The organism is Eubacterium album, from assembly GCF_025336545.1.
GTDB lineage: Bacteria > Bacillota > Clostridia > Lachnospirales > Lachnospiraceae > Eubacterium_U > Eubacterium_U album.
This window is the reverse complement of record NZ_JAODBU010000002.1, coordinates 218,943-232,645: the sequence shown is the minus strand read 5'-3', so window position 1 is coordinate 232,645 and position 13,703 is coordinate 218,943. Positions and strand designations below refer to the sequence as shown.

Sequence of the window (13,703 nt, the reverse complement as noted above, 5' to 3'; positions counted from 1 at the left end):
CTTAATGGTGTCGGTAATCTTATAAGAAAGGAAAATAAACATATGGTATTATGTAGTAATGGAGAGTTTTTACATGATTTTAGAGTTCAACACAACATATCTTTACAACAAGTATCAAAAGATACGGGAATACCTGAAATTAAGATAAAACAATGGGAAGAGGGCGTAAACATTCCTTCAAAATGGTATTTAAAAACTCTGACAGACTATTATCACTGTACTTTATCAGATACGCATAAAAGTTCAAATAAATACAGAAATCAAAAGGTAATGGTTGACGGAATAATGTTTGATTCATTAAAAGAAGCAAACCGTTATCAGGAACTAAAGATATTAGAAAAAAGCGGAAGAATAAAAAATTTGCAAAGGCAGGTAAAATATGTTCTCATTCCAAAGCAAGAAAATGAAAGAGCCGTAAATTACATAGCAGATTTTGTTTATGAAGAAAATGATAACTTAGTTGTTGAAGATACTAAAGGTGTTAAAACTAAGGAATACATTATAAAAAGAAAACTTATGCTATACATTCACGGCATTAAGATTAAAGAAGTTTAAAATGGAGAAGTTATGTATTTAATAGAATCTATTATCATAATAATACTTATCACAATTGCAATGCAGATTTTATCGTTTATATATTCTGCAATTTCATATTATATAAATCATTATATGCTTGTTAAAAGCGTGTCTGCAAAGAAAATTAAAGCAGCAGGTGTATTTTTAACCATATTATATATATTGATTTCAATTACCTGCTTAGGCGGTGTATATGAGGGAATCAAGCATTTGCCTTCATTAATTGGAATTGATGAAAGTTTAGTTAATGCGATAGTTAATCCACCAAGAGATTTAACTAAGATTAATACTGCGTACATTTACATTCCGGTTATTGTGATGATATTGGAAATTGTGAAAAATATTGCAGATTATGTTATTGAAAAAAAGAAAATTAACGCAGCAATAATTTTACCAATTATATATACATTTATGTTTACATATTGGTCATTTATTTTGCCTACGGGAATATCTGTTTATTGGATTACAAGAAGTGTAATCAGCTTTGCTAAAAAACAAATATTGAATAAGTTATATGGAATTTGTGATAAGATTATTCAAAAGCAGTTATTTAAAAATCCTGAAAAATACAGAAAATTTATAGAACAGAAACAGTTGGAAAAAGCTGAGAAAATAAAAAATGAATGAGGTTAGAAAATTCTTTATTGACAAAAATAAATTTTATTATATATTCTAAGAAAAGATTGATGTAATGCTTAAGGCACATGCGAAAATTAACAAGCAGACATCAGTCTTTTTTATTACATACATGATTAAATTTTTACAGGCACCAATAATGGTGTCTTTTTGTTTAGAAAGGAGACAAAATGAGCAATATATATAAAGCTGCAAATGGATTGGAGATGGATTTAGATTACAAGCCGGATGTATTTGTGGAAGACATTGAAAAATTATCAAATGATGAATGGTTGGAAAAGAGAAGAACCGGAATCGGTGGCTCTGATTATGGAGTATTATATGGATTAAGTCCGTTTAACACAACCAAAGATTTATACTTAGATAAAGTTGGATTAAAAGAAAGACTACCTGAAGGTGAAGAAGATAACTGGGCTGCAAAAGAAATTGGTCACAGACTTGAAGAGGTCGTAGCCATGATTTTTTATAAAAAAACTGGAATTCAGCCATACGCAGTTCGAAAAATGTTCAGACATCCTAAATACTATTGGATGTTAGCGGATGTTGACTATTTCGTAGACATACCCGACAGAGATGGAAATATGAGAACATACATACTTGAAATCAAAACTACTGCATTCAACAATAAGGATAAATGGGGAACGGAGTTTTCTCCGGCAGTTCCTTATACGTATCAGTTACAGACACGTTCATACTGTGCAGTATGTAATGTGTCAGGTGTAATTATATGCTGCTTATTTGATAATAATGAAAATTCATTGTTTATCAGGAGAGTAGACAGGGATTTGGATATTGAGGCAGAAATAATAGAGGCAGGACGTAATTTTTGGCAAAATAATGTTGAAAAAAGAATTGAGCCTGTTTATACAGAAGATGGAGATATGATTTTAAAATCCGTCAGAAATCGTCTCAGAAATGCAAGCAAAATAAACAATCTTGAACTAGATGGAGATGATACAGTTGAAAACGGTGATGAAGAATATACTCTTGAAGAGTTAGTTGACAAATATTTTGAATATTCGAAGGAAAAAAGTAAATACGAAAAGAAAAGAATGGAATATGAAAGTCAGATGAAAAAAATTCAGGCTTTTATCGAAACTAAAACTAATGTTAGTGAAGGTTTAATAATTTTAAACGATAATGCTGAAAAAAACTGTCAGATTAAATATTCTAAAAGATGTAGAACATCAATTAACAAAGAATCGTTAGAAAAAATGCAAATTGTAGATAAAGAATTATATGATGAATTAGTTGGTAAGGGATATTTAACAACTTCTGAATGTAATATTTTTAAACCTAAATATGTCAGAAAGGGCAATGATTAAATTGACAGGTTAAGTGTATGACATATGAAAGCATAAGAGAAAGTAAATGCGTCAAATGTAACAAGGCATATTTACTTGACAAACAAATTACAGACATTCAGAAAAGCAGAATCTACCTACATAACATTAATAAAACGATTGCAAACAACAGTAATGTGTTGCTTCAAAATAACATGACTTTATGGAACAAATTAGCCGATTGCAATTTACACAAAGTCATTCCTTGTGGAAAGTGTTTTAAAGCAAACATGGCTAGGCATCAAAAAGAAAGTGTCTTATTTTTAGATGAATTAACATATTACTGTGTATTTTTAAGAGGTAAAGATACAAGAAGTGAAAGTATTAAGTGTATGTGCAGGGTTATTGATATGTGTAAAAAAATATCACCTGAATATGAAAATATAATAAAAGCAGCTTCTTTTTTACCACTAAGAAAAAATAAAACTAAATAGTTTTTAAATCAGGCAAGGATTTTCTTGCCTGATTTAAAATATGGTGACAAAAACTATGTAATATTGTATAATACAAAATGAAATTGAAATCCTTGAAAGGGTGTAAATATTAAAACAAATATCTACTTTTGTAGACTTCGTCTTTTAATTTGCTGATTAGTTCGTTTAAGAAAAAAATAAATATCTACTGTTGTAGACCCTATTAATTCCAATGAGCCATTAAATGTTTAAGAAAAGAATAAATATCTACTGTTGTAGACTGAAACAGGAAACTGGAAAATGTGTATTGTTTAAGAAAAAAATGAATATCTACTATTGTAGACCAACTAACAGAACCATAATAGTTAAGTTTAAATAAAAAATAAATATCTACTGTCGTAGACCTAACCGTATCCATAGTTACAACTTAGTTTAAGAAAAAAATAAATATCTACTTTTGTAGACACTATTTTCGTTAATTGGTATAAAATGGTTTAAGTAAAGAAAGAATATCTACTTTTGTAGACAGCTTTGCGTGTAGCTCTGTTGGGATTGTTTAAGAAAAAAATAAATATCTACTGTTGTAGACTTTAGAAATATTAAGGTCCGTCATTAGTTTAAGAAAAAAAATAAATATCTACTGTTGTAGACTTATACAACATATTGTTTTATTTTTCAGTTTAAGAAAAAAAATAAATATCTACTTTTGTAGACCAACTAACAGAACCATAATAGTTAAGTTTAAATAAAAAATAAATATCTACTTTTGTAGACACTTTGCGTATATATCGTTCATATAAAGTTTAAGAAAAAAATAAATATCTACTTTTGTAGACACGATATGTAAATCTCCCATTCTTGCAGTTTAAGAAAAAAATAAATATCTACTGTTGTAGACTTTAGAAATATTAAGGTCCGTCATTAGTTTAAGAAAAAAATAAATATCTACTGTTGTAGACATCATCGGTAATGTCTAAAACTTTTATGTTTAAGAAAAAAATAAATATCTACTGTTGTAGACTTTGGTTATTGTTTATATATATAAAAGTTTAAGAAAAAAATAAATATCTACTGTTGTAGATTTACATAACGAAAACAATCGAAGGGGAGTTTAAGTAAAGAAAAAATATCTACTTTTGTAGACATTAAAATTAAAAATATGATTAATAAAAGGTTTAAGTAAAGAAAGAATATCTACTTTTGTAGACTCGTCGTCTTTTAATTTGCTGATTAGTGTTTAAGAAAAGAATAAATATCTACTGTTGTAGACGGAGCCATTTTATAACGATTTTGAACGTTTAAGAAAAAAATAAATATCTACTTTAGTAGGCTTTATAATTGTAAATGTAGATTATTAATTAGACAATTAACAAATCATAATAACAATTCAGTAAAAAACCACCATAAGTACATTTGTACTGAAGGTGGTTTTTTTGCATTAAAAATCTAAATTAATTATTGACAAAACTAAATTATAATATATATTTTATACAAAGATTGATGAATGCTTAAAGCACTTAATGATAAGAGACATCAGTCTTTATTTTACATACCCCCATATCATTAGTAAAAAGAGATACCATTAGGTGTCTCTTTTTGCGTTTATAAAAGAAAGGAGACATACTATGGAAAATAGTAACTTACAGATTTTGCTTCAAGAAGCAATGAAAGACGATTATGAAAAGAAGTTTGACTCATTTGAGGAATTATCAGAATTTGCAAATGCAGTTGAAAAAAATGCAGAATGGATAGTTATACCAACTAACAGTATTATGGCTGAGGCTACAACAGATGTTTGTGACGATTTTGAAGATGCAAAATTATTACAAGATACAGATAAAAACACCGGATTGGTATTAAATCTTATCGGTACTCAGTACTGCGTAGGATTATCTACATTGTCAACTTTGTTTCCGAGAGCAGGCATAAGCGGTCCAGCTCTTAGCAAGGTTAGCAAGAAGGAATTGGCTGAAATATTGAATTACTGTGTACAAACACGAAAAGGTGATTCAAAAATAAGAATTGATACAGGAAAAATCAGGGCTGTTCATAGTGGTGATGAACATGACTATGCCGAGTTAGCTGTTCCAAATCTTTTGAGAGCGGCAAGACAGGAAATATCTTCATATAAAGATAACTGTACTTTCGTCAGAGGTTCTTGGTCACATTACATTTGTTCGGCTATCTGGGACATACACGACAAAGAAATTTGCGAACATTATGCAAAACTCTTTAAGAGTATGGATTTGGAAATAGATGAGAAAGATATTAAGACTTGTTTGGTATTTCAGACTTCAGATGTTGCCGTATGTGGAGCTAATGTAAACTATATGATTCAGGCAAAAAACACATCATTGGCTTTAAATGGAGCAATAAAATTAAATCATAAAGGCAAGGCAAGCGTTATGGATTTTAAATCAAATATGAACATGGCTTTTTCAGGATTCAAAGCAGCATTTGAAGATATTGAAAAACTAAAGGACATTGAGATTAATTATCCGGAAGATTGTATTATCAATATGGCTAAAAAAGTTGAACTTCCATTAAAAGCAGCAAGAAAAGCAGCGGAGCATTACTACGAGATTTTTGGTAGTAAAAAGGCTAACGCCTTAATGGTGTATACTATTGGTCTTAATCATATCGTAGATATTTTAAAAACTGAATCAAACAAGAGAATGTCAGAGCGTACACTTCTTGATTATCAGGAAAAAATTGCAAGATGCATTCTTATGAATTTTAAGGATTATGATTATATGCGAAAGGTTGACTAAAATGAATAAAGTAAGAAAGAAAATAACAGGAGTTGACTTAAGCACACTTGAAATAGGAAAAAATGCAAAAGTTTTGTGCTGTGGAGAGTGGTTACTTACTTCCCCTGTGATTAATTATTGCAAGCATGGTGGAGTTGTTATTATCGAGACTAAGAACTCGATATACAGCACAAAATAGAGGGGATTTTCCCCTCTTTTTTATTAAGAAAGGAGAACAGAATGGCTAAATATGACAAAAATATTGGAGAAAATTTATATCATCAGGCTAAGAGACTGATAAATAAAAGTATAAATTTAAAAACAGCCGAAAGAGATACAAATAATGATTATATTTGTTTTGAAGGAAGAAATAGACAGTTATATGAAAAAAGAGCAGTAATGTGTTGTAGTAAGTGTAATACAATTAAATATTTTGAGAAGGAAGATACAAAATCTTTTAAACAAGATGATGATTATTACAGTTATTACAGTTCGACTCCTATTCAATGTCCTGTTTGTGGAAATAAACTTGCTAACGAACGAAGATATTTTAGTTCATTTAATAATTCAGTATATCTATACAAGACAATAGGTTACGACAAGGATTCAAATACGGCAGCAATTATCGAAATGCAGGGCAAACCTTTTGAAATTACTGAAAAGAAGACAATTAAAGGAATAGACAGTTTGGTTCTTGCAGATTTTTTCCCTTCTCAAAGTAATAATGATGTCTACGGATGCCATGAAATGGGAAAATATAAGTTCATACCGGAATTATTATTACTTCAATACTATTTGGATTTTCACCATTGTGAAGATTTTGGAAATGACATAGAAGAACTTGTAAAAGAATATTTAAAAAAGAACAACATGGATATGGATTTATCTTATCACTGTTTAGAAATAGAAGATGAATTGGAAGTAATTAGTATAATAAAAACAATGCTTTATTTACTTTTCAAGGAGCGTCCTTTTTTTGCAGAATTATTCAAAAAGGAAGCTGTGTTTAAAAATATTTTCTTTAAACTTTTTGAAAGCATCAGCAAATTAGACAGTTACAGTAAATACATAAAACCTCTGATGAATGTAACAAATTCTAAAGCAAAGACATATGATGAGTTTTTGAAGATTCCAAAAGAACTTGTAGAAAAATGTAATAATATAGATGACGTTGTATATTGGACCAAAGCAGTTAAAGATGGAATCCAGAATAAAAGTGAATATGAAGGAAGTCTTGCTGAATATGTAAAGATTATTACAAATAAAAAAACTTCATTTCAGGAGTCTTTTAATAATAAGGCAAAGAACATTATGAAATATTCACCTGTAGAAAAAGAAAAAACGGTTAAGTTATTTTTATATTGGTGCTTAAAGTCACGCTTATTGCCAAGTAATATTTTAAATATTATGGAATTAGGTTTTAAGTTAATGAATGAAGGTAATGTTAAAATTGAAGATTTGTATTATATAAATCAAAATAACATATATAAAAATGGCTTTTATTCTTGGTATTCATATTACAATCAGAAAACAAATATGATGTTTAACATTCACGACTATACGGAAGAACAACTTTATGCTGAGTGTCAAAAAGAAGCTGTTAATATAAGTAATTTGGAATTTCTAACAAAAGAAGGGATTTTGAGCGTATATAAAAATGATGTTGGAGAAATGGTCATAAAAACTAAAGATGGAATAATTTTAAAGGAAGGAGCGAACGAAGATTGGATTTAACAAATGTTATAGAAGAGATGAAAGAAGAATTAAGGCAGCAAATGATTGCTTTGGAAAAAGGAAATTCTTATTTTCATTTGTCTTATATGAATAATTATCATCTCGATTTTGCATATTGTAATGGTTGTGATGAAATCATAGAATATGATGAGGAAAATGATAGTAGATTCATCAATAAAACTACATCAACATACAGCTCAAATTTTAATTATGTAGAATGTAAGGAATGCGGAAAAATCATTTCAAAAAAATCAACTTTTTCATATTGCGTATCAAAGATGATTTATAATGAGGAAGACAATAATTTATATAGAATTTTGGTAACTATGGAAAACGATTTTGCTGATAGTATATCTTTTGATAAAGCAGATATATTCAACATGGTAAATTCTTGCAATATTGAAAAAGTAGATTTTATACGATGGTGCGATATTACTGATTTGACAGACTATAGAACTTTAAGAAAGCAAATTGAATCAAAAATTGACATAAGTGATTATATCAACGATTTTGCTTGTTCATATAATTCAAAGGATAATGTATCAATTGATTATGTAAAATTGGTCTGCTACAGCCTTATAAAAACTGAGAAAATAGAAAGAATAAAATATGCTTTTAAATACAGGGAATTGTATAAATTTATCAGCATTGTTTTGGATGAATTAATTCCTTTGCTTTTGAAAACAAATTCAACATGGGTAAACAAGGAAATAAAAAGCATTGTTAGTGAAGTCAATCTTCAGCTATCTAAAAAATTAGATGATAACAATGCGGCAGACGAAATTCTACAGACACCTTTGCAGTTTTTAAATTTTTCAGAAGACATTAAAGAATTAAGAAATTATAGACTGTATTGTAAAAATAACAAAATCAGCAATACAGACAATATAAATAGAACGGACATGTTGTTGACTAAGATAATTGGAGACAAATTATTCAAGAAAATTAATAAAATTAGAGCCAGAAACAGTTCACTAACAAGCGAAATTCTTTGCAAATGGTTCATAATAAAAGCTGCTAATACTCCGTATGACATTGAAAAATTGCTTTCTAATGCGATTAATGGAGAATACGAACTTACATATGATGAATGGACTAAAAGATGCTTTTTAGACATTAGGAGTGTTGTTGATTTTAACAAAAAGACACGTTCTCAGTATCAAAAAGGTAAGGATTCAGCAAACGGAAAAGATAATGGTTATTCTTATTTTGAAGGTAGTTACCGTTCTTATGACGAAACATTTGCAAATGTTGATAATGAACCCTTTATGACAGAGGATGATTTGTCATATCCAATTGATAACGCAGAAGTGTTTTTAGACGTATGCGATAAAGCAACCATATGTACACAGATATATCGTTTCATAAAGAGAGGTATTATTACATTAAACATTTCAGCAACTCAAAATAAAGCATATATTATCTTCGATAAAAAGGTAATTGCTGAATATGAATGGAGATGATTTTATTTATGACAGAAGAAAAGAAATCATACAACAAGAAAATGATAGGACTGATATTTAATAGTGCTGCATTAGTTACTAATGGTAATTTTGACTTACATAATCATGTAAAAGATAAAGTAAAAGACGATAAACAGCTAAACAACTTTTTTATCGCCGTACATGATTTTGGAGATAATGACACAAGTAAGGTAATGGAAGTGCTAAAAAAATGTGTTGAGTTCTATAAAAAATATGAAAATTTCTATGTATGTGAATTACAGGGGAATGAAAAAGAAAAAGAAAGTAAATTTGAAAAAGTATTAAACGAGGCAAATAGTATAAGCTATGAAAATGGTGATTATGCATTAAAAATTTTAAGTGCCTTGTTTGATATTTTTACAGAAGAAGTATAGAAAGAAGAAAAAGGTTGGCTATATGCTAACCTTTTTTTATTGACAAAAATAAAATATCATATATATTTAAACTAAAGATTGATATATGCTAAAGCACGAAGAAGTTCTTTTGGCAGATGTCAGTCTTTTTTTATTTATATAAAATAAAGAAAGGATGATACAAATGGATATTAAAACAGCAATCGAAAAGATACTTAGAGGAACAAAGAGAGAAGGAATTGAAGAATTAATCAAATACCTTGAAACAAGTGATTTTTACACTGCGCCTGCATCTACAAAATTTCATGGTTCGCATGAAGGAGGACTCGCTGAACATTCAATTAATGTTTACAAGTGCCTTGCAGCTAAGTACGAAAATCCTATGTGGAAGAGCTTATTTGAAAAATTACAGATTAAGCCTGAAAATCTTGCAATTTCAGCGATATGTCACGATTTATGTAAGATTGATTTTTATGCCATAGACTATAAAAATTCAAAATCTTATGAAAAAGCAGATATTGAAGAAGCAAAGAAGAACAATCAGAAAACATTGACAGACAAAGACGGCGAGTATGTGTGGGTAAAAGCACCATACTATACTGTAGATAATAAAGAACCTCTGGGACATGGCGAAAAATCAGTATTCAGAATCTTAAAATACATTAAACTTGAAGATGAAGAATTATATGCTATCAGATGGCATATGGGTTATACTGAGCCAAAGGAATTGTGGAATGAAGTTGGAAAATCTATGGAATTACACCCGCTTACATTGGCACTTCACGAAGCAGATTTGGAGGCTACCCATATTTTAGAAGTAGAAAAGAAATAGAAAGACAGTAGAATTTAGTAATTGAACAAAAATAAAATACCCTGCAGGTTTCCAAATATGGAAGCGTGTAGGGTATTTTTTGCTTTTAATCAATAAATGCGTGCTTTTTTATTGATTTAAAGTACTTTGAGGAAAAATTTTTTGTTTCATGTATATAATATCATTTTCAAATAATTTATTTCAACGTAAAAACAGATTAAATTATGAAAAATTAAAAAGAAGCCTGAATGTTAATCAGGCTTCTAAAAATTAAAAGAAAGGAGGTGCATCCAATTATTTTAGATTCACCTTTAAAACTAAATGAAAAAAAATACTGTATGTATGAAAAATACTACACTTACATATTATCAACTTGATACTAACTTTTTCAACATAAAAACAAAAAATTTAAAATTTATTTTCAATTTGTTAAAATGCCACATTTATGCCACTTTGAGGGCTATTGAAACGCCGTTTTTTATATGCTATCTTTTATAAAAATCATATTCGAAAAGAGGATTTAAAATGAGGAGTATTATTACGACGTTTTGTACAATTTTAATATTGTCGCTTGCTGCAGCAGGAGCATATACCATAATAACAAAGGATTCCAAGAAGGAAGAAATGACGCAGGCAACCAAAGAAGCCATGGAAAGTACGCTAGATACTTTAAAAAGTGAGCAGTATTATGAATTTGGTTCGGAAAAAGAATTTGAACAATATTTTGTTACGGGAATATGTGACAGAATGAATTCAATATCTCACGTAGACATTAAAATTAATAACATTGATTATGACAAGGGAACAATAGATGCAAGTACTACAGTATTTTACGGTTACTTGATTGGAGCTGGCTCTGTTACTGTGAGACAGACAATGTATTTTGATGAAAAAGAGATGCCTCTATATGATAGAACCAAAGTAGACATTGCAACAGAAGATGAAACATCTAATTCGGAAAATCTTGCTTATAAAAAGAATACCGCTCAATCAAGTTCTGAAGTTGATTCTATGAACGCTTCAGCAGCAGTTGATGGAAACGATAATACGAGATGGTCTTCCGATAAAGCGGAAGGTGATAATCCGTGGATGATGGTTGACTTAGGTAAAAAATATAATATTGATAAAATAAAAATTGTTTGGGAAACTGCCTACGCAAAAGACTACATAATTGAAACCTCAATAGATGGTAATGAATGGAAAACAGTTTATGCTAAATTAGACGGAGAGGGCGGAACTGAGAAAATAAAATTCCATGCTACAAAATGTAAATATGTAAAAATTCAATGCTTAAAAAGAGAATACGAAGAATATGGATGTTCAATATATGAATTAGAAGTATATTCTTCATATAAAACTGATGAAGTTTTTGAAAATAAATCAAACAATTATGTATTGCTAACAGCAGCAGCTACGGCAACTTCATCAGGAAGTGAATCCGGCATGGATGAAAGATATGCGATTGACAATAATGAAGGAACAAGATGGTCTTCAAATTTCAGTGATGATGCATGGATGATTGTTGATTTAGGAACAATATGCAATATATCCCAAATAAAAATCATCTGGGAAGAAGCATATGCTACTGATTATGATATTTTAGTATCAGAAGACGGAGAAACTTATAAAAAATTTTTCTCAAAATCAGACGGCAAGGGAAAAACTGAGAAAATAAACTTCAAAAATACTACTGCAAGATACATTAAGTTTCAGGGAATTAAACGTAAGTTGGAATACGGATATTCAATGTGGGAATTTTATGTTTACGGAGGGGCAGTACAATAAAATAATAAAAATTCAGGCTGAGTCGTTAGTTACGGCTCAGTTTTTTATTCCAAACTATACTATGCTTGATAATTGTGTTATAGTAACGTAGTTATTAATTAACAAATTAACGAAAAAGATGTATTGGGAGGAAAAAATGAAGTTAATCGGTTTAAAATTATTGGCAAATCAAATTGCAAAAAAGAAGGAAGAAGTATCTTACAGCTACGAAAATTTTGACATAAAAGACATCGGTAAATTCGACAATGGTTCAATGGATGGCGTTAAGGCTTCAATATGGGAGATAGGACTTCCAGTTATTATTATTTTATTAATGGTTTTTTTAGGAGTTTTAATATATGTTGGAGCAAAAAAATTAATTGAACAAAACAGATAGAAAAGTTGAGAAAATAATACTTAGCCATTATCATTTACGTTGACGCATCATTTGAGAAAATGGTATAAATATATCAAAGACAAGATATAGTGTTTTAAGACTAATAAACACAAGATATAGTAAATGAAAAATAGATAAAGTTAACGAGAAAATAGATTTTGGAAAGGAGTTTTAACATGAGAAATTCAAAGAAATTAAAAGATTGTATGATTAGAGTAGCAGCAGTGGTTACAGCTTTTACACTTACTTTTAGTGTTTGCGATGGAATTAATCGTATGGAGAGTGGTAAGGTTAAAGCTATTACTCCAGAGGTTGTTTCATTAGATTCAGGAGACATTACGGTTTACAGGGCAATTCAGTCAGCATTAATTGAATTTAACAGCGTAACAGATGCAAGTGAATATAAGATTTATCGTAAAAACGGAGGTAAAAGTAGCAAAAAGAAATATATTTACATTGGTAAGGTACTAGAAAGTGATTATGCTAAGATTGACTTAAACTACAGACAGTTTGCAGATTATACAATGTCAAAAAAGAAAAAGTATAGCACAAAGTTAAACTATACTTATAAGGTAGTGGCATACAAAAAAGTAGACGGTAAAAATGTAAAAATCACATCATCCACAAAATATTCAAAGAAACATAAACCGGGAAAGGTAGAGTTTGGATATGATGCATGGGCTTACACAAACATGATTCGTAAGGAAAAGAAAAGAAACGTAAAAATTTACTTATGGAATCACTTTCTTGAACAGGGAGCAATTGTAAGAGCAAAGGAGATGGAAAATGCACCAAAGCATAAAAATGGAAAAATTGACCACCACGTAAGACCTGATGGAACAGGATTCAGAAGTGCTTTTGGATATGGTTACACAAAACTTTCATGTGGTCGCATTTATTCAGGTATTTGTTCAGATGAGAACATTGGTATTGGTCTTGAAAACTTAAGCTGGCTTGGCATTATGAACAAGTTTATGAACTCTGACGGTCATGCAGCAGTTGTTGCAGGAATTTCAAGAGACGACTGCAATTCTTCAAATGAACCAATCCATTTAGCATATGGAGATGGTTATTATAGAGATTTGCTACCGGGTGAGGTTGAAAGAGATTGTCTTGGCATGTGTGCTGTAACATATAGTAAGTTTGGATATAAGAATGCCGGATATATTTACTATGAATACGTTATTGGTAATGTAACGGGCGTTTATAAAATAAATGATAAAATAAATGATGATTGGATTGGAAAACTCATTACAACTGACGGTTATTATTTAGGCACAAATGTTAAGGCTAAAAATTATAAAAAGTCAATGTACAGGGGTGATGATAATAGTGATTATGCAGGATATAAATAAAAAATAAAAAAACTCTTGAAAAATAAAATAAATTGTGTATATTTTAGGCAAGATTGATTAAAGCAAATTCCTTAGACGGAGTTTGCT

Annotated in this window: 13 protein-coding genes; all 13 read left to right on the top strand. The window is 29.5% G+C overall.

The features are described 5' to 3' along the window. Positions 1-42 precede the first annotated feature (42 nt). Complete coding sequence (locus N5B56_RS01195) at positions 43-555, top strand: DUF1064 domain-containing protein (protein WP_260978137.1); 513 nt, start codon at positions 43-45, stop codon at positions 553-555. 12 nt (positions 556-567) lie between these two features. Then, complete coding sequence (locus N5B56_RS01190; RefSeq protein ID WP_260978136.1) at positions 568-1,203, top strand: YidC/Oxa1 family membrane protein insertase; 636 nt, start codon at positions 568-570, stop codon at positions 1,201-1,203. A gap of 179 nt (positions 1,204-1,382) precedes the next feature. Then, on the top strand, positions 1,383-2,537 hold the full coding sequence (locus N5B56_RS01185; RefSeq protein ID WP_260978135.1) for a YqaJ viral recombinase family nuclease: 1,155 nt from the start codon (positions 1,383-1,385) through the stop codon (positions 2,535-2,537). Positions 2,538-2,554: 17 nt separating this feature from the next. Beyond that, entirely contained in the window at positions 2,555-2,989 is a 435-nt protein-coding gene (locus N5B56_RS01180; RefSeq protein ID WP_260978134.1) for a hypothetical protein, read from the top strand. Between the two features lie 1,604 nt (positions 2,990-4,593). Then, positions 4,594-5,739, top strand: coding sequence for a hypothetical protein (locus N5B56_RS01175; RefSeq protein WP_260978133.1), 1,146 nt, complete (start codon positions 4,594-4,596; stop codon positions 5,737-5,739). Position 5,740: 1 nt separating this feature from the next. Then, complete coding sequence (locus tag N5B56_RS01170) at positions 5,741-5,917, top strand: hypothetical protein (protein WP_260978132.1); 177 nt, start codon at positions 5,741-5,743, stop codon at positions 5,915-5,917. Between the two features lie 41 nt (positions 5,918-5,958). After that, positions 5,959-7,452 carry a hypothetical protein gene (locus N5B56_RS01165; RefSeq protein WP_260978131.1) on the top strand — a complete coding sequence of 498 codons (1,494 nt, stop codon included), beginning with the start codon at positions 5,959-5,961 and terminating at the stop codon, positions 7,450-7,452. Beyond that, a complete protein-coding gene (locus N5B56_RS01160) occupies positions 7,443-8,915 on the top strand; it encodes a hypothetical protein (protein ID WP_260978130.1) in 1,473 nt (490 codons plus the stop codon). Before N5B56_RS01165 ends, N5B56_RS01160 begins: the two co-directional genes overlap by 10 nt. Before the next feature lie 8 nt (positions 8,916-8,923). Beyond that, complete coding sequence (locus tag N5B56_RS01155) at positions 8,924-9,310, top strand: hypothetical protein (protein ID WP_260978129.1); 387 nt, start codon at positions 8,924-8,926, stop codon at positions 9,308-9,310. Between the two features lie 163 nt (positions 9,311-9,473). Further along, positions 9,474-10,121 carry a hydrolase gene (locus N5B56_RS01150; RefSeq protein WP_260978128.1) on the top strand — a complete coding sequence of 216 codons (648 nt, stop codon included), beginning with the start codon at positions 9,474-9,476 and terminating at the stop codon, positions 10,119-10,121. Between the two features lie 504 nt (positions 10,122-10,625). Continuing rightward, complete coding sequence (locus N5B56_RS01145; protein ID WP_260978127.1) at positions 10,626-11,885, top strand: discoidin domain-containing protein; 1,260 nt, start codon at positions 10,626-10,628, stop codon at positions 11,883-11,885. Positions 11,886-12,021: 136 nt separating this feature from the next. Continuing rightward, positions 12,022-12,261, top strand: a complete 240-nt coding sequence (locus N5B56_RS01140) for a hypothetical protein (RefSeq protein ID WP_260978126.1) — start codon at positions 12,022-12,024, stop codon at positions 12,259-12,261. Between the two features lie 176 nt (positions 12,262-12,437). Next, complete coding sequence (locus N5B56_RS01135) at positions 12,438-13,616, top strand: CAP domain-containing protein (protein ID WP_260978125.1); 1,179 nt, start codon at positions 12,438-12,440, stop codon at positions 13,614-13,616. Positions 13,617-13,703: the final 87 nt, after the last annotated feature.

What these genes read in the sequence shown, in the direction of transcription:
- N5B56_RS01195 (WP_260978137.1), top strand. Translation starts at nt 43, where the DNA reads ATGGTATTATGTAGTAATGGAGAGTTTTTACATGATTTTAGAGTTCAA.
- N5B56_RS01190 (WP_260978136.1), top strand. Translation starts at nt 568, where the DNA reads ATGTATTTAATAGAATCTATTATCATAATAATACTTATCACAATTGCA.
- N5B56_RS01185 (WP_260978135.1), top strand. Translation starts at nt 1,383, where the DNA reads ATGAGCAATATATATAAAGCTGCAAATGGATTGGAGATGGATTTAGAT.
- N5B56_RS01180 (WP_260978134.1), top strand. Translation starts at nt 2,555, where the DNA reads ATGACATATGAAAGCATAAGAGAAAGTAAATGCGTCAAATGTAACAAG.
- N5B56_RS01175 (WP_260978133.1), top strand. Translation starts at nt 4,594, where the DNA reads ATGGAAAATAGTAACTTACAGATTTTGCTTCAAGAAGCAATGAAAGAC.
- N5B56_RS01170 (WP_260978132.1), top strand. Translation starts at nt 5,741, where the DNA reads ATGAATAAAGTAAGAAAGAAAATAACAGGAGTTGACTTAAGCACACTT.
- N5B56_RS01165 (WP_260978131.1), top strand. Translation starts at nt 5,959, where the DNA reads ATGGCTAAATATGACAAAAATATTGGAGAAAATTTATATCATCAGGCT.
- N5B56_RS01155 (WP_260978129.1), top strand. Translation starts at nt 8,924, where the DNA reads ATGACAGAAGAAAAGAAATCATACAACAAGAAAATGATAGGACTGATA.
- N5B56_RS01150 (WP_260978128.1), top strand. Translation starts at nt 9,474, where the DNA reads ATGGATATTAAAACAGCAATCGAAAAGATACTTAGAGGAACAAAGAGA.
- N5B56_RS01145 (WP_260978127.1), top strand. Translation starts at nt 10,626, where the DNA reads ATGAGGAGTATTATTACGACGTTTTGTACAATTTTAATATTGTCGCTT.
- N5B56_RS01140 (WP_260978126.1), top strand. Translation starts at nt 12,022, where the DNA reads ATGAAGTTAATCGGTTTAAAATTATTGGCAAATCAAATTGCAAAAAAG.
- N5B56_RS01135 (WP_260978125.1), top strand. Translation starts at nt 12,438, where the DNA reads ATGAGAAATTCAAAGAAATTAAAAGATTGTATGATTAGAGTAGCAGCA.